The sequence below is a fragment of the Microvirga sp. 17 mud 1-3 genome (assembly GCF_003151255.1).
Lineage (GTDB): Bacteria > Pseudomonadota > Alphaproteobacteria > Rhizobiales > Beijerinckiaceae > Microvirga.
The window spans coordinates 2,631,689-2,652,026 of the sequence record NZ_CP029481.1; the positions used below are offsets into that span (position 1 = coordinate 2,631,689).

Annotated in this window: 17 protein-coding genes; 6 read left to right on the forward strand and 11 right to left on the reverse strand. The window is 65.8% G+C overall.

What is annotated here, in order from left to right:
- Positions 1-26: 26 nt before the first annotated feature.
- Positions 27-1,391 carry a nucleotide sugar dehydrogenase gene (locus tag C4E04_RS12590; RefSeq protein WP_109597845.1) on the reverse strand — a complete coding sequence of 455 codons (1,365 nt, stop codon included), beginning with the start codon at positions 1,389-1,391 and terminating at the stop codon, positions 27-29.
- 244 nt (positions 1,392-1,635) lie between these two features.
- Here C4E04_RS12590 and C4E04_RS12595 point away from each other — a divergent pair, with 244 nt between their 5' ends.
- Positions 1,636-3,510: an ABC-F family ATP-binding cassette domain-containing protein gene (locus C4E04_RS12595; protein WP_109597846.1), complete on the forward strand. Its 1,875-nt coding sequence runs from the start codon at positions 1,636-1,638 to the stop codon at positions 3,508-3,510.
- A gap of 217 nt (positions 3,511-3,727) precedes the next feature.
- Here C4E04_RS12595 and C4E04_RS12600 read toward each other — a convergent pair whose 3' ends face one another.
- The 4 genes from C4E04_RS12600 to C4E04_RS12615 form a co-directional block, all read right to left on the reverse strand.
- Positions 3,728-4,102 carry a hypothetical protein gene (locus C4E04_RS12600; RefSeq protein WP_109597847.1) on the reverse strand — a complete coding sequence of 125 codons (375 nt, stop codon included), beginning with the start codon at positions 4,100-4,102 and terminating at the stop codon, positions 3,728-3,730.
- Between the two features lie 7 nt (positions 4,103-4,109).
- Positions 4,110-5,669, reverse strand: a complete 1,560-nt coding sequence (locus tag C4E04_RS12605; RefSeq protein WP_109597848.1) for a S10 family peptidase — start codon at positions 5,667-5,669, stop codon at positions 4,110-4,112.
- Positions 5,670-5,735: 66 nt separating this feature from the next.
- Positions 5,736-6,188, reverse strand: a complete 453-nt coding sequence (locus tag C4E04_RS12610; RefSeq protein WP_109597849.1) for a DNA polymerase III subunit chi — start codon at positions 6,186-6,188, stop codon at positions 5,736-5,738.
- A gap of 58 nt (positions 6,189-6,246) precedes the next feature.
- Positions 6,247-7,737: a leucyl aminopeptidase gene (locus tag C4E04_RS12615; protein WP_109601085.1), complete on the reverse strand. Its 1,491-nt coding sequence runs from the start codon at positions 7,735-7,737 to the stop codon at positions 6,247-6,249.
- A 242-nt stretch (positions 7,738-7,979) separates the two neighbouring features.
- Between C4E04_RS12615 and lptF the strand changes: the two genes are divergently transcribed.
- From lptF to rsmA, 5 genes are read left to right on the forward strand one after another with little or no spacing between them, the layout of a single operon-like run.
- The gene (gene lptF, locus C4E04_RS12620; protein WP_109601087.1) at positions 7,980-9,140 is read left to right on the forward strand and encodes an LPS export ABC transporter permease LptF; all 1,161 of its coding nucleotides are present in this window, start codon (positions 7,980-7,982) and stop codon (positions 9,138-9,140) included.
- A gap of 2 nt (positions 9,141-9,142) precedes the next feature.
- The gene (lptG, locus tag C4E04_RS12625; protein ID WP_109597850.1) at positions 9,143-10,228 is read left to right on the forward strand and encodes an LPS export ABC transporter permease LptG; all 1,086 of its coding nucleotides are present in this window, start codon (positions 9,143-9,145) and stop codon (positions 10,226-10,228) included.
- A 31-nt stretch (positions 10,229-10,259) separates the two neighbouring features.
- A complete protein-coding gene (locus C4E04_RS12630) occupies positions 10,260-12,809 on the forward strand; it encodes an LPS-assembly protein LptD (RefSeq protein ID WP_109597852.1) in 2,550 nt (849 codons plus the stop codon).
- Positions 12,806-13,825 (forward strand): 4-hydroxythreonine-4-phosphate dehydrogenase PdxA, encoded by a 1,020-nt coding sequence (gene pdxA, locus C4E04_RS12635; protein WP_109597853.1) that lies wholly within the window; start codon positions 12,806-12,808, stop codon positions 13,823-13,825. The genes C4E04_RS12630 and pdxA overlap by 4 nt, the downstream gene beginning before the upstream one ends.
- On the forward strand, positions 13,822-14,694 hold the full coding sequence (gene rsmA, locus C4E04_RS12640; protein WP_109597854.1) for a 16S rRNA (adenine(1518)-N(6)/adenine(1519)-N(6))-dimethyltransferase RsmA: 873 nt from the start codon (positions 13,822-13,824) through the stop codon (positions 14,692-14,694). The genes pdxA and rsmA overlap by 4 nt, the downstream gene beginning before the upstream one ends.
- 17 nt (positions 14,695-14,711) lie before the next feature.
- On the opposite strand, the gene gmk is transcribed toward rsmA, so the two are convergent.
- The 6 genes from gmk to fabG all read right to left on the reverse strand — a co-directional run bounded on the left by gmk (position 14,712) and on the right by fabG (position 20,332).
- On the reverse strand, positions 14,712-15,368 hold the full coding sequence (gene gmk / locus C4E04_RS12645) for a guanylate kinase (RefSeq protein ID WP_109597855.1): 657 nt from the start codon (positions 15,366-15,368) through the stop codon (positions 14,712-14,714).
- Positions 15,365-16,255: a YicC/YloC family endoribonuclease gene (locus C4E04_RS12650; protein ID WP_109597856.1), complete on the reverse strand. Its 891-nt coding sequence runs from the start codon at positions 16,253-16,255 to the stop codon at positions 15,365-15,367. Before C4E04_RS12650 ends, gmk begins: the two co-directional genes overlap by 4 nt.
- Before the next feature lie 111 nt (positions 16,256-16,366).
- A complete protein-coding gene (gene mltG / locus C4E04_RS12655) occupies positions 16,367-17,695 on the reverse strand; it encodes an endolytic transglycosylase MltG (RefSeq protein WP_109597857.1) in 1,329 nt (442 codons plus the stop codon).
- A 99-nt stretch (positions 17,696-17,794) separates the two neighbouring features.
- Positions 17,795-19,057 (reverse strand): beta-ketoacyl-ACP synthase II, encoded by a 1,263-nt coding sequence (gene fabF, locus C4E04_RS12660; protein WP_109597859.1) that lies wholly within the window; start codon positions 19,055-19,057, stop codon positions 17,795-17,797.
- A gap of 66 nt (positions 19,058-19,123) precedes the next feature.
- The gene (locus C4E04_RS12665; protein WP_109597860.1) at positions 19,124-19,360 is read right to left on the reverse strand and encodes an acyl carrier protein; all 237 of its coding nucleotides are present in this window, start codon (positions 19,358-19,360) and stop codon (positions 19,124-19,126) included.
- Positions 19,361-19,594: 234 nt separating this feature from the next.
- The gene (fabG, locus tag C4E04_RS12670) at positions 19,595-20,332 is read right to left on the reverse strand and encodes a 3-oxoacyl-[acyl-carrier-protein] reductase (protein WP_109597861.1); all 738 of its coding nucleotides are present in this window, start codon (positions 20,330-20,332) and stop codon (positions 19,595-19,597) included.
- Positions 20,333-20,338 lie beyond the last annotated feature (6 nt).

The window sequence follows — 20,338 nt, forward strand, 5'->3', positions numbered from 1 at the left end:
GTTGCTCTTGGTTGGGCTCGTTCCGCTCAGGCCTTGATGACCCGGCCCTCCGCAATGCCGGCGCGGGCGCAGGCGTTGCGGGTGTCCACCACCACCTTCGCGGCCTCGACCACCAGGCGGTAGTCGACGGCATCGTGGTCGGTGGCGATCAGCACCGCGTCGTAGCCGGCCAGGGTCTGCGCATCGAGCGCCACGGACCTGCGGCCGGCCAGCGCCGCATGCTCGCGGGTCGGCGGAATCACCGGGATGAAGGGGTCGTGATAGTCCACATGGGCGCCGCGGGCCTCCATCAGCTCGATGAGCTTGAGCGAGGGGCTCTCGCGCATGTCGTCCACGTTCTTCTTGTAGGCGATGCCGAGCATCAGGATCTTCGAGCCCGCAAAGGCCTTGCCGTTGCGGTCGACCGCCTCGGCGAGCTTGTTGACCACGTAATAGGGCATGCGGGTGTTGATCTGGCCGGCCAGCTCGATGAAGCGGGTCGCGATGTCGTATTCGCGCGCCTTCCAGGTCAGGTAGAACGGGTCGATCGGGATGCAGTGCCCGCCCAGGCCCGGGCCGGGATAAAACGGCATGAAGCCGAACGGCTTGGTCTTGGCCGCGTCGATCACTTCCCACACGTCGATGCCCATGGCCGCATAGACCACCTTGAGCTCGTTCACGAGGGCGATGTTGACCGCCCGGAAGATGTTCTCGGTCAGCTTGACGGCCTCGGCGGTCGCGGCGGAGGAGACCGGCACGGTCTTGACGATGAGCTGGCCGTAGAGCGCCTCGGCCAATGCGAGCGCCTCGGGCCCGTCGCCGCCGACCACCTTCGGGATGGTCGAGGTGCCGAAGTCCGGATTGCCCGGGTCCTCGCGCTCCGGCGAGAAGGCCAGGAAGAAGTCCTGGCCGCTCTTGAGGCCGGTGGCCTCGAAGATCGGCCGGATGACCTCGTCGGTGGTGCCCGGATAGGTGGTGGATTCCAGCACCACCAGCTGGCCCCGGCGCAGGCGCGGCGCGATGGCGCGGGCGGTGTTCTCCACATAGGAGAGATCCGGCTCGCGATGCTTGGTCAGGGGGGTGGGCACCGCGATGAGGATGGCATCGGGCTCGGACAGACGTTCGAAGTCGGCCGTGGCCTCGAACTTGCCCTCGCGCACGGCGGCGCCGATCAGCTCGGCCGGGATGTGCTTGATGAAGCTCTCGCCGCGGTTGAGCTGGTCGACGCGGGGAGCATCGATGTCGAAGCCGAGGACCGTAAATCCGGCCTTGGCGGCCGTCAGCGCCAGCGGGATGCCGACATAGCCCAGGCCGACGATGCCGATGCGGGCCTTGCGGGCCTTGACGTTCGCGATCAGGCCAGCCACGTCCACGGCCGCCGCCTCGGTCTTCACCGCGCGATTTGAATCCATCCCAGGCTCCTGACTATACCCCTTTTGCGGCCTCAAACCCGAAGATCGGACCGTCCAGCCAGGGGCGGCGCGGGGCAAGGCAGCATGCACAATTTGTGCGCTCCTGTGATGGCATTACCTCGCAAAGTCAAGTGAAAGCCACACCCCTGCCCGTGCGCGGAGCCACGCCTCCACGCCCCACACACCGCCAAAACAACGCAAATTCCAGCCTTGCACCAATCCAGCCAAAACGCCAAATAGCCGCATGCTTCACGTCAATGACCTGACTTACCGTATCGGCGACCGGATCATCCTGGACCGGGCCTCCTTCGCCCTGCCCACAGGCAGCAAGGTCGGCCTCGTCGGCCGCAACGGCGCCGGCAAGACCACCCTCTTTCGGATCATCCAGGGGGAGATCGCGCCGGAAAGCGGCGATATCTCGCTTCCCCGGGGGGTCCGTATCGGCGCCGTCGCCCAGGAGGCCCCCGGAGGCCCCGAGACCCTCATCGAGGTGGTGTTGGCCGCCGACAAGGAGCGGACCTCTCTCCTTGCGGAAGCTGAGACCGCGGACGGGCTGCGGCGGGCCGAGATCGAAACCCGGCTGATGGATATCGACGCCTATTCGGCCCCGGCCCGGGCGGCCGCGATCCTGCACGGCCTCGGCTTCGATGCCGAGGCCCAGAATCGGCCATGCTCGTCCTTCTCGGGCGGCTGGCGCATGCGCGTGGCCCTGGCGGCCGTGCTCTTCGCGGCGCCTGACCTGCTCCTTCTCGATGAGCCGACCAACTACCTGGACCTTGAGGGGACCCTCTGGCTCTACGATTATCTGGGCCGCTACCCGCACACGGTCCTGGTCATCAGCCACGACCGGGAACTCCTCGACACCTCCGTCAACCACATTCTGCACCTCGACCGGGGGAAGCTCTCCCTCTACCGGGGCGGCTACACGTCCTTCGCCAAGCAACTCGCCGAGAAGCGCGAGCTTACGGCGAAGATGCGGGCCAAGCAGGAAGCGGAGCGCAAGCATCTGCAGTCCTTCATCGACCGCTTCAAGGCCAAGGCCTCCAAGGCCCGTCAGGCTCAGTCCCGGGTCAAAAGGCTCGCCAAGCTCGAGCCGGTGGCCGCCATCGTGGAGGACGACGTCCTGCCCTTCGATCTGCCGGGCCCGGAGCGCCCCATCGCGCCGCCCCTGATCGCCGTGGAGAGCGCGGCCGCCGGCTATGGAGAGCGAATCGTCCTCGACCGGCTGAACCTCACGATCCAGCCGGACGACCGGATCGCGCTTCTCGGCGCCAACGGCAACGGCAAGTCGACCTTCTGCAAGCTCATCGGCGGTCGCCTCCCGCCCGCGAAAGGCGAGATCCGCTGGCCGGGCAAGATGGAGGTCGCCTATTTCGCCCAGCATCAGGTGGATGAGCTCAATCCCGCGGCGACTGCCTACGAGCACGTGGCCGCCCTCATGCCTGACGCCCCCGTCGCCAAGGCCCGTGCCAGGGCTGCCCGATTCGGATTCCCCGGCGCCAAGGCCGACACCCCCGTCTCGGCACTCTCCGGCGGCGAGAAGGCACGGCTCCTCATGGGGCTGGCGGCCTTCCAGGGCCCTCACCTGCTCATCCTCGACGAGCCGACGAACCATCTCGACATCGATAGCCGCACGGCCCTGATGGAGGCGATCAACGATTATACGGGCGCCGTCATCCTGGTGAGCCACGACCGCTTCCTGATCGAGGCCTGCGCCGACCGCCTGTGGGTCGTGGGCAACGGCACCGTGAAGCCCTTTGACGGCGACATGGACGATTACCGCCAGCTCGTCCTGTCCGGCGAGCTGAGTGCCGAGCGGCGTGACGAAAAGGCCCTGCCCGGCTCGTCCTCCCGGACCGACGAGCGCCGCGCCGCAGCCGAGCGTCGGGTCGCCCTGGCGCCCCTGCGCAAGAAGCTGGAGGCGCTCGAGGCCCGGATGGCCAAGTTGACGGAGGTCATCGGCAAGGTGGACGCAGCCCTCGCGGATGGCAGCGCCTTTCAGAAGGACGCCGCCAAGGCCACCGAACTGTCGAAGATGCGCGCCGAGGCGGCCCAGACCCTTGCGGCTGTCGAGGAGGAGTGGCTGGCGTTAAGCGGCGAGATCGAGGAAGCCTCCTGACCGCCCTGCTCGTCCGGGCATTCTGTGCTTCCTCTCCTCATCATTCCGGATTGCCGTCAGGCAAGTCCGGAACCCATAACCATTAACGGTTCAGGAGAAAGCGCAGCAGCTGCCACTGCTCCTTGTTCTGAGACGCTGGCGTTTATGGGTTCCGGGCCCACGCCATAGGCGTGTCCCGGAATGACGGCGAAAGCACCCGCAACGATGACAGCAGGCCTTATTTCAACACCCGGTCCAGGCGGTTGTTGACGAAGAAATAGAGCTCGCGGCCGCCGGGCTCGGAATAGAGCACCTGCACTTCGCGCTGCCCCTTGCCGCTTTCGCCCACGAGTACGTCCGTCGGGGGCTTGCCCTTGAGGCGCACGAGATCACATTCCCCGATCCCGGGCTCAATGGCAGCCGCCGTGCCGGGAGCCGCGCCCTGGCACTGGCCGTCCGGCCCGAGGACGGGGCCCGAAAAGGCCGGAGCGGCGGAAGCTGCCGCGGCGATCTGGGGGGCTGCCGCAACGGCGGGAGCTTCGGTGCGGCCACCGGTGCAGGCCGCAAGGCCCACAGCCATGGTAGCGAGGGTAAAGACGGGCGTGATGCGCATGCTCGTGTCAGTCCTTTTTGGCGGCCCGCGCCTGCAGGGCCTTCTCGAAGAGCGCCTGAGCGTCGCTCCTGAAGGCCTGCCGCGAAGCTTGGCGCGAATAGAACATGTGGCCGCCGTCGTAAACCTGGAGCGACAGACGCCGCTCGGGACCAAGGTCGGGAATCTGGTTGAGCTGAAGCTGGGTCGCGTAATAGGGCGTGACGAGATCCGTGAAACCGTGGACCACGAGGACCCGCATGGCGCCGTCGAGCGCCATGGCGCTCTTCAACTCGCCTGTGTTCTCCGGCGCCTCACGGCCACCACCCCAGCGCCAGGCCCGGCTCACGCCCTCGTTCAGAAGGTTGTAGCGCCCTTCCGCCTTGTAGTTGAGGGTGCGGGTCAAGTGATCGAGCATCGCGCTCGTGAGCGGAGCCGTCATGGCTGAAAGGACAGGATCTTCGAATCGCGAAATATTCGCATGGGGCTCAGGATCGGCCGTGGCGACATTCGCGTCGTAGGCGCTCACCACCTCGCCTGTCTGACGCCGCAGCTCCCGCTGGAATGTGCGCGCATCGATGCGTCCGGCGAGCCGCCGGGTCAGGTCCGGGTTCAATCCGGTCAACTCAGCCACGCGCCGGCTGATGCGATCTACGGCCTCTCGGTCCTGAAGTCCGCGCATCAGGTCCATGAGATAATCACCCGAGGCATAGCGCTCGGTCTCCTGCAGGGCCTCCCGGGTCACCGGGCCGCGCCGCGCGAGGGACGACGCCGCCAGGGACGGCAGCAGGGCCGCATCCGTCCAGGGCGCGCCGCCGCGCTGGTCGAGCCAGTCGAAATCCAGCACCGGCGAGACCAGCACCAGCCCGCTGAAACCGATGCCCTGATCGTTCTGCAGCTTCTGGGCCAGGAGCGGGCCGCGGAAGCCGCCATAGCTCTCGCCCACGAAGAACTTCGGGGATTGCAGGCGCCCCTTCTCCTTCAGCCAACGCATGACGAAGGCCGCAAGGCCATCGATGTCGCCCTGCACGGAATAGAAGCGCTCCCGAACCTGGTCGCCGCCGAGCACGCGGCTGTAGCCCGTGCCCGGGGGATCGATGAAGACGAGGTCCGTGAAATCGAGCCAGGTCTCGGCATTCGGCACGAGGGCGGGCGCTGCCGAAGGGCTGATCGTCGCCCCGTCGAGATCCAGGCGCCAGGGTCCGATCGCCAGAAGATTGAGATAGGCCGAGGCGGCGCCGGGCCCGCCGTTCACCGCGAAGGTCACGGGCCGCGAGGCTGGGTCGGCATCGTCCCGCGTATAGGCCACGAAGCCGATCTCCGCCTGCGGCGTGCCTTGCGTGTCCGTGAGGGTCAGGCTCCCGGCAGTCGCGGTCAGGCGGATCGTTCGGCCGGGCAGGTCGATCGTATGATGGGTCACGGATTCGGGCGGGAGGCGCTGCGCCTCGGCGGATGGCCGCTGCTGTCGCTGTTCCTGCCGGGGCTGGTCCCCGTGCTCCTGCCCTGCCCGCTCCTGGGCATGGGGAAGAGCCGGCATGGCAAGTGCGAGCGACAGAGCGGCAATGGCGGACAGGCGCGGCATTCGTTTCATCGGATCATCCTCGGGGCATTTCTGAAACGGGGGAGCGCAACCTCCGTTCCTGTTCGTCGGCGGCGCTCACGCCTTTCTCTGCCAGCGCCCGCGCTCGTCCTGCTGCCAGTACGTGGCATCATGGCCGCCCTCCTTCACGGCACGCCAGTGGTCGCGCGCCAGGGCAAGAGCTTCGAGATCGTTGCCGTCGAACAGGATGGCAATGCGCTCGTAGGCTGACAGATCCTCCGGCAGGCCCGCTCCTTCAACCAGGAAGCGGATCTGCGCGCCGTTGGGATTCCCTCCGCCCAGGGTGATGAGCACGGGCTGGTCGGCCGCGTGCGCCTCCCGGTCCGTGCCATGGGGCAGGAAGCTCTCGTCTGTGAAGGTCCACAGGTGGTCGTCGAGGGCGGACATGCGCTCTTCCGTCGTCACCTGAACGACGGCCCGCCAGCCCCGCTCCAGGGATTTCTGGAGCAGGGTCGGCAGCACCGCCTCGAGGGGCCGCTGCTGGAGGTGATAGAAGAGAACTTCCGTCATGCACCCCTGCACGGCTTGGAGATGGGGGATTCGGGATCCTTCCCGGCGCCGGTCATTCTCAGCCCTCGTAATGGTCCCGCACGAGGCGGTCGAGCAGGCGCACGCCCCAGCCGGAACTCCAGCCCTTGTTGGTCTCCGACTGCGGCGAGCCCATGGCGGTTCCGGCGATATCGAGATGCGCCCAGGGCACATCGTTGACGAATTTCTGAAGAAGGGATGCCGCTGTGCTCGAGCCCCCGTGCCGGCCAGCGGAGTTCTTCATATCGGCGAATTTCGACTCGATCATCTTGTCGAATTCCGGCCCGAGCGGCATCCGCCACACGCGCTCGCCCGTCGCCTTGCCGGCCTCGGCGATGCGCTGTGCGAGTTCGTCGTTGTTCGAGAACAGGCCCGCATATTCCTGCGCCAGAGCCACGAGGATCGCACCCGTGAGGGTCGCGAGGTCGATCATGAATTTCGGCTTGAACCGGTCCTGCACGTACCAGAGCACGTCCGCCAGGACGAGGCGCCCTTCCGCATCGGTGTTGATGATCTCGATGGTCTGGCCCGACATGGTGGTGACGATGTCGCCCGGGCGCTGCGCGCTGCCATCCGGCATGTTCTCTACGAGGCCGATGGTGCCGACTACGTTGGCCTTCGCCTTGCGGCTGGCGAGCGCGTGCATCAGGCCCACCACGCAGGCGGCGCCCGCCATGTCGCCCTTCATGTCCTCCATACCGCCACCGGGCTTGATGGAGATGCCGCCCGAATCGAACACCACGCCCTTGCCGATGAACGCGATGGGCTGAGCGCCGGCCTTGCCACCGTTCCAGCGCATGATTGCGACGCGGCTCCCTCGGCTGGAGCCCTGACCGACCCCGAGGAGTGCCCGCATCCCGAGCTTCTGCATGGCCTTCTCGTCAAGGATCTCGATCTCGACGCCGAGCTTCGTGAGCGCTTCCGCCCGGGCGGCGAATTCCTTCGGCCCGAGGACGTTCGGCGGCTCATTGACGAGATCCCGCGCCAGCAGGACGCCGGTGGCAATCCCGTCGGCCGCCTTGAAGGCCTTCTTGGCGGCAGCCGGGTCGGAGACCGCGAAAACGAAGCGGCCCGTGCCGTTCGGTTTCGAATCGTCCTTCCGGGTCTTGTAGCGGTCGAAGGTGTAGCGGCGCAGCCGCACGCCCAGGGCCATGTCGGCCACGTTCTCGGGGCTCGCCTCGACGCCCGGCAGATCGACCCACACGGTTGCGGTCTTGCCCGCTACCTTTCCGGCCACCAGGCCACCGAGCTGGGCCCAGTCCAGGCCCGCGCGATCCTTCTCGGCCCCGATTCCCACCACGACGAGTCGATCAGCCGAAAGGCCCGCGGGTGCAGCGACGACCATTGCGGACTTGGCCTTGCCTTTGAAGCTCTCGACCGCCGCTACCTTGGCGATCAGGTCGACCGCCTTCGGGCCGAGCCGCTTGGCCACGGCGGACGAAGGCTTGAGGGTCTCTCCGACGAACACGACGAGGTCGCCGCCTTCCGCAGCGACAGGGGCCTGAAAGTCGATTTTGATGCTGTCGGCCATGAGATCCTCTTGGAAATCCTCTTGGAAGGCACTGGAAACTATCGCGAATTGCAGGGCCCGCCGGGCCCGGGGCGGAACGGCGCTCCGCCTGCGACCTTTGGTGACATACCGCACTTCGCCCGCGGGATCACGCAGCATTGCCGTGAAAGAGGCACAATCTCAAGCTGTTGGAGACGCGCCGAACTTGCCTTTCGGGTCTGTGACAGAGTACCCAGGACCCTGGGCTGGCCATGATGGGCTACATGACGCTTCTCGAACGATATATCCTCAAGATCACTTTCACGGCCTTTGCGGCCTGCCTCATCGCGCTCACGGGCGTGATCTGGATCACGCAGGCCCTGCGCGAGCTCGACCTGCTGACCGGCAAGGGTCAGACATTGTTCATCTTTTTCACAGTGACGGGCCTCTCCCTGCCGGCCCTCATCAACGTGATCTCGCCCGTAGCCCTGTTCCTGGCCACCCTCTATGCACTCAACAAGCTGAATGGCGATTCGGAGCTCATCGTCATGAGCGCCGCCGGAATGCCGCCGCGGCGCCTGCTCAGGCCCTTCCTGGCGCTCGCGGCCTTCGTCTGCTTCGTCGTCGGGATCATCACCGTCTACGTCATGCCGGCGAGCTTCCAGGAGCTACGCAATCTCGTGACCAAGATCCGCGCGGATTTCGTGGCCACGATGGCCAAGGAAGGCCAGTTCATCACCCTCGATAACGGCATCACGTTCCATTACCGCGAGAAATCCGGCGATGCGCTCCTGGGCATTTTCATGCAGGACCAGCGGGTGAAGGACAAGGCGGTCGTCTATCTGGCCGAGAAGGGCCAAACGGTGGAATCGAACGGCCAGGCCTATCTGGTGCTCGAAAAGGGCAGCGTTCAGCGTAAGGAGCCTAACAGCCGGGATTCTTCCATCGTGGCCTTCGAACGCTATGCGGTGGATCTCGCGGCCTTCAACGAGGAAAACGGGGATATCGTCTACAAGCCCCGCGAGCGAAGCACGACCCAGCTCCTGTTCCCGGACAAGAGCGAGTTCCTGTATCAGTATCAGGAGGGACGCTTCCGGGCCGAGCTGCATGACCGGCTCTCCGCCTGGCTCTATCCCCTCGCCATGATGACCATCGCGTTCGCGGCCCTGGGTGAGGCGCGCACGACCCGTCAGGGAAGAGGCCTGGCCATGGCCTCGGCGGTTCTGGGAGTGGTGGTACTCCGCATCGCCGGCTTCGCGGCTTCCAGTGCCGTTGTGCGGTCGCCCTGGGCGGTCGCCGGCGTCTACGGCGTTCCCCTGGCGGCCATCGCCATCTCCCTGTTGATGATCTTCCAGGGTTCGGCCATGCGTGCGGTCCGGGTCCGCCTCGGTGCGCTCCTGCGCAAGCTCCTGCCGTCACGCGGCGACCGGTTCCAGAAGGCCTGACCATGCTGATCGGCGCTACGCTCGGAAGCTATTTCTCCCGGCAGTTCCTGAAGACGATCTTCCTCGTCTTCGCCACGGTCTTCGCCCTCGCCTATACGCTCGATTTCGTCGAGCTCATGCGCCGCGCCGGCGAGGCCGAGGGAGCAACCCCGGCCATGATGGCCCAGCTCGCCCTCTTCCGGACCCCGGCCATCGCCGAGCAGATCATGCCCTTCGCGGTCCTGTTCGGCAGCATGGCGACCCTGCTCCAGCTCAGCCGCAAGCTCGAGCTGGTGGTGGCCCGTGCCGCCGGGGTCTCGGCCTGGCAGTTCCTGCAGCCGGGGCTCTTCGTAGCCCTCGTGATCGGGGTCTTCTCGGTGACGGTCTACAACCCGGTCTCGGCCGCTCTCAAGCAGCGGGCCACCAATATCGAGGCGAAGGTCTTCGCCCGGGCCTTCCAGCCCAACGGCAAGGCCTTGTGGCTTCGCCAGAAGAGCCTGGACGGCCAGGCCATCTTCAGGGCCGAAGGCTCCCTGGCCGATTCGGCCACCCTCACGGGCGTGACCGTCTACACCTTCGACAATACGGGGGCGTTCAGCCAGCGAATCGAGGCCGGCGAGGCGACCCTTCACGAGGGATATTGGGAGATCAAGGAGGCCCGGGTCCTCTCGGCCGTGGAGGAGCCCCACGTTTATGAGCGCTATCTGATCGCCTCGAATCTCCAGCCCTCCCAGGTTCGCCAGAGCTTCACCGAGCCGGACGCGGTGCCTTTCTGGAAGCTCAAGGAAACCATCGACCGCCTGGAAAAGGCGGACCTCAACACCACCGCCTATCGCCTCCATTATGACGTGCTTCTGGCACGGCCTCTGCTCTTCATCGCGATGGTTTTCGTAGCGGCATCCGTTTCGTTAAGATTCTTTCGATTTGGCGGTGTGGCCATGATGGTTCTGGGTGGCGTTGCCGCCGGCTTCGTGCTTTATGTCGCCACGGAGCTTATGGCGGAGCTTGGAGCCGCCGGCATCATCAGTTCGGTGGTCGCCGCCTGGCTCCCTGCCGTCGTAGGCAGCTTACTGGGGACACTCGCCCTGTTGTACCAAGAGGACGGCTGATGTCCTCGAGGGTGGGGCGTTGCGGGGAGTGATGATGGTTCGGGTCAAGACAACGATCGCAACGTCTGCGGTCGCGATGGCGCTTCTCTGTGCCGTCGGCTCGACCCCCGTTCTCGCCCAAACTCTCAACGAGCGTCTGGGCGGCCAAGCGCAGACCGGGACGGGCACGGACCGCCTCCTCGTCGATGCCCAGGAAATCATCTACAACAACGACAAGAACACGATCTCGGCCTCGGGCGACGTACAGCTCAATTACCAGGGCCGGACGCTCCAGGCCGACCGGGTCACCTATGACCGGAACACAGGCCGCGTCTATGCCGAGGGCAATGCCCGCCTGACGGACGAGAAGGGTGGCGTCACCACAGGTTCCCGGTTCGAACTGACTGACGACTTCAAGAGCGGCTTCATCGATTCCCTGCGCGTCGTGCAGAAGAGCGTGGAGAACGGCTACCCGGTCACGACCCGGTTCTCCTCCCCCCGCGCTGAACGGGCCGAGGGTGAGACCACAGTGTTCGAGCGCGGCACCTATACGGCCTGCGAGCCCTGTAAGGAAAACCCGGAGAAACCTCCGCTCTGGCAGGTGAAGGCTGCCAAGATCATTCACAACAACAGCGAGCAGACCATCTACTACGAGGATGCAACGGTCGAGATTTACGGAATCCCGGTCGCCTATCTGCCCTATTTCTGGACACCGGATCCGACCGTGAAGCGCAAGACCGGCTTCCTGTCGCCGCGCTATGTCTATTCCAGCTCGCTTGGCTACGGAGCCTCGATTCCGTTCTTCTGGAATCTCGCGCCCAACTACGACCTCACCTTCACGCCGACCTACATGTCCCGGCAGGGGCTGCTCGGCCAGGTGGAATGGCGGCACCGGCTCGAAAACGGCACCTACAACATTCGTGCTTCGGGCATCTCGCAGCTCGACCCCGATGCCTTCCTGAAATCGCCCTATGGACCTGGCGACCGCACGCAGCGCGGTTCCCTCGAATCCACCGGTCTGTTCTATCTGAACGAGCGCTGGAAGTGGGGCTGGGACATCGCGCTCATGTCGGACAAGTGGTTCATCCAGAACTACCGCATCCGCAGCGAGAGCCTGAACAGCATCTATGTGAAGGAGTCGATCTCGACCCTGTACCTCCAGGGCCAGGGCGACCGCTCGTTCTTCGACATGCGCGGCTACTACTTCCAGGGCCTGTCGAGCACTGACTGGCAGAAGCAGCAGCCGGTCGTCCACCCGGTCGGCGACTACAACAAGCGCATCACTCCCGCGGGCATCGGCGGCGAGCTTACGATCGACGCGAACGTGACGAGCCTGACCCGGCAGGCCGCCCAGTATCAGCAGGTTCCGAAGCCGGTCACCTACCTGTTCGGCCTGTACGAGACCTGCGCGGTCTTCGACAAGGCGTCCTGCCTTGTACGCGGCATCAGCGGCACGACGACCCGGGCCTCCCTGAACCTGTCCTGGCGCCGTGAATTCATCGATCCGGTCGGCCAGTCCTGGACTCCCTTCGCGTATGTGAGAGGGGACGCCTACAGGATCTCGCCTGACCTGACCGGCTACCAGAACAACGAGCTGCCGAACTTCATCAGCGGCGATGACGAGACGGTCTTCCGCGGCATGCCGGCGATCGGCCTGGAATACCGCTTCCCGTTCATCGCGAGCCTCGGCACGTCCGGCAAGCAGGTGATCGAGCCCATTGCGCAGATCATCGCCCGCCCGAGCGAGACACGGATCGGCAAGCTTCCGAACGAGGACGCGCAGAGCCTGGTCTTCGAGGACACCTCCCTGTTCGACTGGGACAAGTTCTCCGGCTACGATCGCGCCGAGGGCGGCACCCGCGCCAATGTGGGCATCCAGTACACGGTCACGGGCGCGAACGACTTCTACGCGAATATCCTGTTCGGTCAGTCCTACCAGCTCGCCGGTACGAACTCCTTCGCGAAGCCGGATCTCGTGAACACGGGCCTGTCCTCCGGCCTCGACAGCCGCGCCTCGGATTATGTGGGCCGGTTCCAGATCTCGCCCAACAAGAACTTCACGTTCGTGACGCGCGGGCGCTTCGATAAGGACAGCTTCGACGTCAACCGGATCGAGACCGGCGTGACGGCGAACTTCAACCCATACATTCCGTTCTCAGCCAGCCTCACCTATGCCCGCTATGCGGCTCAGCCCGAGATCGGCTTCGATCACCGGCGCGAAGGCATCCTGACTTCGGGCACCTGGAACATTACGCCGAACTGGTACCTGACGGGCTCGCTACTTCTCGATCTCGACCGTTATCTCCTGGCCCGCGATGTCTTCGCCACCCAGTACGCCATCAACCCGGCAACGGCCCATTACGACCGCCAGAAGTCGGTCTATGTGAGCTCCATGTCCCTGGGTCTCGGCTATGCGGATGAATGCACGGTCTTCTCGGTGACCTATTCCGTGTCGCCCCGCGACGTGTCGATCACGTCCGGCGAGAAGGACCGCAACCACACGGTTCTCCTGCGCCTCGAGCTGCGGACTCTCGGCGAGGTATCTATCAACCAGAACCTGGGCGGAGGCGAGTCGGCGCAAGACGGTGTCGCAACCCAGTGACCGCGCCGACACAGCGCCCTCTCCTCTTGACGCAGGGCGACCCTGCAGGGGTTGGCCCTGAACTCACCCTAAAAGCCTGGCTCCAGCGCCGCGAGGCAGGCTTGTTCCCCTTCGCGGTTCTCGCCGATCCCGCCCATCTCGCCAGCCTTGCGGCGGCTCTCGGCTGGACCGTTCCGATCCGGACTGTCTCGCCGGCGGAGGCTGCCTCGCACTTCGACGAGGCCCTCCCGGTCGTCCCGCTTCAGGCACCTGTCACGGCCGTTCCGGGCAAGCCGAATCCCGCCCAGGCCCGGGCGGTGATCGAGTCCATCGAGACTGCCGTCGCCCTGGTGCAGAACCGCGAAGGCGCGGCCGTCGTCACGAACCCCATCGCCAAGCACGTACTTTACGAAGCGGGCTTCCGGCACCCGGGCCATACGGAGTTCCTGGCCTTTCTTGCGGCTCAAGGCGGGGTAGAACCACATCCGGTCATGATGCTCTGGAGCGAGACGCTCGCCGTGGTGCCCGTGACCGTGCACATCCCTCTCTCGGCTGTGCCCACGACCCTGACGACGGATCTCATCGTCCGCACCGGCCGGATCGTGGCAAAGGACCTTCGCGAGCGCTTCGGCATCTCGCATCCACGACTCGCCGTAGCGGGGCTCAACCCCCATGCGGGCGAGAACGGCGCCATGGGCCGCGAGGACGGCGACATCGTCGCGCCGGCGGTCGAAATCCTGCGCGCGGAAGGGATCGAGGCGACCGGTCCCCTCCCGGCCGATACCATGTTCCACGCGCGGGCCCGCAGCCGCTATGACGCGGCGCTCGCAATGTATCACGACCAGGCGCTGATCCCGATCAAGACCCTCGCGTTCGACGAGGCTGTGAACATCACCCTGGGCCTGCCCTTCATCCGCACCTCGCCGGACCACGGCACGGCTTTCGACATTGCCGGAATGGGCATCGCGCAGCCGGACAGCCTGATTGCCGCCCTGCGGCTCGCCGCCCGCCTCTCGGGCCGGAGCGCTGCGCCATGAGCCAGATCGACGACCTGCCGCCCCTGCGCGAGGTCGTGCGCACGCACGGGCTGATGGCAAAAAAGTCCCTCGGCCAGAACTTCCTGTTCGATCTCAACCTGACGAGCCGCATCGCCCGTTCGGCCGGGCCGCTGGAAGGCGCGACCGTGATCGAGGTCGGCCCGGGCCCGGGCGGCCTCACCCGCGCCATCCTGGCGGCCGGAGCCACGAAGGTGATCGCCATCGAGCGCGATTCCCGCTGCCTCCCGGCCCTGGCTGAAATCGCCGCGCGCTATCCCGGCCGCCTGGACGTCATCGAGGCCGACGCCCTGACCTTCGATCCAAGACCACTGGTCGGAGAGGGGCCGGTGCGGATCATCTCGAACCTTCCCTACAATGTGGGCACTGCCCTCCTCACCGGATGGCTCACCGGCGAAGCCTGGCCGCCCTGGTGGGTCTCTCTCACCCTGATGTTCCAGCGGGAAGTGGCCGAGCGGATCGTCGCCGACGAGACAGACCCAAAGAACTACGGACGCCTCGGAGTTCTCTGCGGCTGGCGTACGCAGGCGCGCATCCTCTTCGACGTGCCGCCATCCGCTTTCGTGCCGCCGCCCAAGATCACCTCGAGCGTCGTCCACCTGACGCCCCGTCCCGTTCCCCTCGCCTGCCGGGTCAGAACGCTGGAGGCCGTCACCCGCGCAGCCTTCGGCCAGCGCCGCAAGATGCTTCGCCAAAGCCTGAAACCCCTCACGCCCGACCCTGCTGCCCTTATCGGTGCCGCCGGTCTCGACGAGACGGTTCGGGCCGAGAATGTGCCGGTCGAAGGCTATGTGGCGCTGGCGAATGCCCTCGACGCAGCGCGATCAGGCGCGGAGCCGGGCAGCCGGTAAGGTTTCAGGCCGAAGCCTTATTCCACCGGCGCGGCGAGCAGGTCGTCGATGAAGGGGCCGAGTTCCACCTGACGCTCCCGGCGAAGGCGCTCCGCCGCCAGAATCGATTTCAGGTCTCCGAAGGTGCGGTCGAGATCGTCGTTGACCAGAACGTAGTCGTAGGCCGCCCACTGGGCGATCTCGTCCCGGGCATTGCGCAGGCGGCGGGCGATCACCTCCGGCGTGTCCTCGGCCCGGCGCTCCAGGCGGGCCTTCAGCTCGGCCATGGAGGGCGGCAGGATGAAGACGCTGACCACGTCGTCCCGCATCTTTTCGACAATCTGTCGTGTGCCCTGCCAGTCGATGTCGAACATCATGTCCTCGCCGCGCGCAAGGGCCTGTTCGACCGGCTTGCGGGGCGTTCCATAATAGTTGCCATGGACCTGAGCCCATTCGAGCAGATCGCCCCGGTCGCGCTGCTCCTCGAAATCGGCAACGCTTTCCATGAAGTTGTAGTGCACCCCGTTGATCTCGGAGGGGCGCTTCGTGCGCGTGGTGACCGAGATGGACAGCCGAATCCCCCGATCCTCCCGGACGAGATTGCGCGTCAGGGTCGACTTTCCGGCCCCCGACGGAGACGAGAGGATCAGCAACAGGCCACGCCGCTTGAGTTCAACCACTGTACGCTCCGTCATTCCACGTTCTGAACCTGCTCGCGGAACTGCTCGACCACCGATTTCAGATCGAGCCCGATCCGCGACAGGGAGACGTCGTTCGCCTTCGCGCAGAGCGTGTTGGCCTCGCGGCCGAATTCCTGCGCCAAGAAGTCGAGCCGCCGGCCCACCGGTCCGCCCTCTGAGAGAAGCCCCCGGGCGGCCTCCACATGGGCACGCAACCGATCGAGCTCCTCCCGGATATCCGCCCGGGCGGCAATCAGAACCGCCTCCTGATGGAGGCGCGCCGGATCGAGGGAGGCCCCTCCGGCTTCGAGGATCTGGGTGATCTGCGCCTGAAGTCGCGCCCGGATCACTTCTGGCTGGCGGGCCGGCGCAGCCTCGGCCTGGTCCACGAGTTCGGAAATCCGGTCGAGCTGCTGGCCCAGCACGTTCGAGAGCGCCCGTCCTTCCTGGAGCCGCACCTCTTTCAAAGAATCGATCAGGCCGGTTACCGCTGCCTTGAGGGCCGGCAGGAGAGCATCGTCCTGCCCCGGTTCGGCAACGCCCTCATCGACCTCTACGACGCCTCGGACGGCCAACAGGCCATCCAGGGAAGCAGGCTTCACGGTTTCGGGCAGGGACAGGCCGCCGATGGCGCCGAGAAGCGATTGCAGCGCCTCCTGGTTCACCCGCAGCCGAGGGGCTGTGGAAGCCCGCGTGAGGGTCAGGTTCAGCTGGCCCTGGCCTCGGGTCAGTGCCTTGAGGAGCTGGTTGCGCGCCTCCTCGCCCACGGCCTCGAGCCCAGGCGGCATCCGCACGCGCACTTCGAGCCCGCGACCGTTCACGGTCTTGATCTCCCAGGCCCATTGATAGGGACCTGTGATGCCGGCTTCACGGGCGAAGCCGGTCATGCTCGCAATCGCCATGCGGTAAACCTCGGGCGCGTTGGAAGAATGGCGCAACCTATAATGACCGCCGCGCCGCGCCACAAGCGGCCAGGGCACCCGAAGCGAGGCCTTGGAGGAGGCGGATACGGCTCAGGGCTCGCTCAGCACCGGGACCGTCTTGGCCGAGTTCAGGTCGAAGGTCTTGTTCTTGAGTGGGTCCTTGTCGGTGCCCTCGCTCGCGTCGAAGGCCTTGCTGCGCTTGCCGTCAGGCAGGCCCCCCGCAGGCGGCGAGATGGTCCCGCGCATATCCGCCTCGGGATCCACTCGGTCCACGTCCGGCTCGGTGGCCGGCCGGGTCTTCTCGAGCTGCCGCCAACGGGCGACGTTGCGCTGGTGCTGGTCGTAGCTCTCGGCGAAGGCGTGGCCGCCCGTTCCGTCGGCAACGAAATAAAGCTCCTTGGTCCGCGAGGGATTCGCCACCGCCTCCAGGGCCGCCCGGCCCGGATTGGCGATGGGTCCGGGCGGAAGCCCCTCGATGACGTAGGTGTTGTAGGGGGTTGCGGTCTCGATCTCGCTCTTCAGGATACCGCGGCCGAGGGTACCCTTCCCGCCCACGAGGCCGTAGACGATCGTCGGATCGGACTGTAGCTTCATGCGCTTCATGAGCCGGTTGATGAACACCCCGGCAACCCGGGGGCGCTCGTCGGCGCGGCCGGTCTCCTTCTCGACGATGGAGGCCAGGATGACGAGCTCCTGGGGCGTCTTAACCGGCAGCTCCGAGGAGCGGCGCTGCCAGATCTGCGTCAGGGCCTGACGGTGCGCCGCCTGCATGGAATTGATGATCTGCTGGCGGGTCGTCCCACGCTCGAACTTGTAGGTGTCGGGCAGCAGCGTCCCTTCCCGCGGGGTCTCGAGCACGTCCCCCGTCAGGATGTCGTTGTCGTAGAGCCGGCCGACGATCTGCTGGCTGGTCAGGCCTTCCGGAACGGTCACCGAATGGAGGATCGCCTTGCCCTGGACCAGGGTCTCGATGGCTTCCTCGATGCTGATCCCGGCCTTGAACATGAACTCGCCGGCCTTGAGCTGGCCGCGCTGCCGATTGACCAGGGCATAGATCTCGAAGAGCAGCGGCTGGTTGATGACGCCTTCATCCTTGAGGATGTCGGCGATCTCGTTGGTCCCGGTATTCTTCGGGATCACCACGACCTTGTCGTTCGGCAGCGGCCCTTTGGCCGTGACCTCCCGGTGCATCACGCCGAAGCCGAAGGCCGCCGCGACCGCAAGCGCGACAAAGAGGGTCAGCAGTCCGCTGAAGAGCGAGAGCATACCCCCGCGCCGGCGGCGCAGACGGGGCGGAGGCGGCGGGGCCGCCATTGGCTTGATGGCCTCGCTCGGGGAGCGCGGCGCGACGCGGGGCTGCTGCACGTCCTGGGACGCCATGTCAGCCGGAGGAGGAGTTTTCTTCTTTCTGCCGAACATCACGTCGCTTTTCCGGTGTCCGCCGGCGGGATTCCGGCCCGGTGGACACCCTAATGGGGATTATGGCGAAAAGCCGTAACGCGCCGTCGCGCAGCCGTTTTAAGCCGCGCGGCGGAAGATCAGGGACGCGTTGGTGCCGCCGAAGCCGAAGGAGTTCGAAAGAGCCACGTTGATCTCTTTCTTCTTCGCCTTGTGGGGCACGAGATCGATGGCCGTCTCGACCGAGGGATTGTCGAGGTTGAGCGTCGGCGGCACGATTCCGTCCCGCATGGCCAGGACCGAGAAGATCGCCTCAACGGCACCGGCAGCGCCGAGAAGATGGCCGATGGCCGACTTGGTGGACGACATGGCGAGCTTGCCGGCCGCGTTGCCGACGATCCGCTCCACGGCCTTGAGCTCCAGCTCGTCGCCGAGCGGGGTCGAGGTGCCGTGGGCGTTGATGTAGTCGATCTCGGAGGCCGAGATGCCCGCGCGCTTGATGGCGGCGCTCATGCAGCGATAGGCGCCGTCCCCGTCCTCGGACGGGGAGGTGATGTGATAGGCATCGCCCGACAGGCCGTAGCCGATCACCTCGGCATAGATCTTGGCGCCGCGGGCCTTGGCGTGCTCGTATTCCTCGAGCACCACCACGCCGGCACCCTCGCCCATGACGAAACCGTCACGGTCCTTGTCGTAGGGGCGCGACGCCCGGGTCGGGTCGTTGTTGAAATTCGTGGATAGCGCCCGGCAGGCCGCGAATCCCGCGATCGACAGGCGGTTGATCGGCGATTCCGTGCCGCCTGCCACCATGACCTCCGCGTCGCCGAGAGCGATCAGGCGCGCCGCGTCGCCGATGGCGTGGGAGCCGGTGGAGCAGGCCGTCACGACCGCGTTGTTCGGGCCCTTGAGCCCGTGCGCGATGGAAACGTAGCCGCCCGCCAAGTTGATGAGGCGGCCGGGAATGAAGAAGGGCGAGATACGGCGGGGGCCGCGCTCGATCAGGGTCGCGGAGGCCTCATAGATGCCGCCGATGCCGCCGATGCCGGAGCCGATCAGGACGCCTGAGGCGCACTGGTCCTCGTAAGTCGTGGGCTTCCAGCCCGCGTCGTCGAGGGCCTGGGTGGCGGCCGCCATGGCATAGACGATGAAGGGATCGACCTTGCGCTGCTCCTTGGGCTCCATCCACTGATCGGGATTGAAGGTGCCGTCGGAACCGTCGCCGGTCGGGAGCTGGCAGGCAATCTGGCAGGCGAGATCGTCGATCTCGAAGCCTTCGATTCTCTGAGCGCCGCTCTCACTCTTCAGGATCCGAGACCAGGTGGTTTCGACACCGCATCCGAGCGGTGTGACCATGCCAAGACCTGTGATGACAACGCGCCTCATGCCGTTCCCTGTCCTTTGAACAAAAAATGGGCGTCGGATGGAATCGTCCGACGCCCGAAAGCCGTTTTAGGCCGCATTCTTCTCGAGGAAGCGGATGGCGTCGCCGACCGTCACGATGGTCTCGGCCGCATCATCCGGGATCTCGACGTTGAACTCTTCCTCGAAGGCCATGACGAGCTCGACGGTATCAAGGCTGTCGGCGCCCAGGTCGTCGATGAAGTTGGCATTGTCGGTCACCTTCTCGGCGTCGACGCCCAGGTGCTCGACAACGATCTTCTTCACGCGATCAGCGACGTCACTCATCGTTTTTTCCTCAGTGGCTGCCGCCTCAGGAACTGGGCGGATTGAAAATGAAACTCAGATCAGCTGCTCAGCTGTTAACGCCGAAACGACTGCCTTATGCCGTGCAAAGCCGCATTTTTCAGCGCCGGTCAACCCCTCCGACCCGAACGAACCCATGATTAACACAAGCTTATCGGGTCTGGCGAGAGGCACGCCCGCGCTCGCAAACAGATTCCGCGGCCGGGCGTAAGGGCTTTAGAACATGGCCATTCCGCCGTTCACGTGCAGGGTGTGGCCCGTCACATAACCGGCTTCGGAAGAGGCGAGATACACGGCCGAGGAGGCGATTTCATCCCCCTTGCCGAGGCGACCCATGGGAATCGTCCCCAGGATCGCTTCCTTCTGCTTGTCGTTGAGCGCATCCGTCATGGGAGATTCGATAAAGCCCGGCGCGATGCAGTTCACGGTGATGTTGCGGCTCGCCACCTCGGCCGCCAGGGCCTTGGTCATGCCCACGAGGCCGGCCTTGGAGGCGGCATAGTTCCCCTGCCCCGGATTGCCCGTGGAGCCGACCACCGAGCCGATATTGACGATGCGCCCGTAGCGGCGGCGCATCATGCCCTTCACGGCCGCGCGGGAGAGGCGGAAGGCAGCCGTCAGGTTGACGGCGATCACCGTGTCCCACTCCTCGTCCTTCATGCGCAGGAACAGGTTGTCCTTGGTCACGCCGGCGTTGTTGATCAGGATGTCGAGGCCCTCCATCGCCGATTCCGCTGCCGGGACAAGGGCTTCGACCGAATCCTTGTCGGACAGGTTCGCCTCGACCACATGGACGCGCTCGCTTAAGGAGGCGGCGAGTTCGTCGAGGGCCGCGCGGCGGGTGCCCGACAGGGTGACGGTCGCGCCCTGGGCATGGAGCGCGCGGGCAATGGCGCCGCCGATGCCGCCGGTGGCGCCGGTCACGAGAGCCTTGCGGCCGGTGAGATCGAACATGAGGCT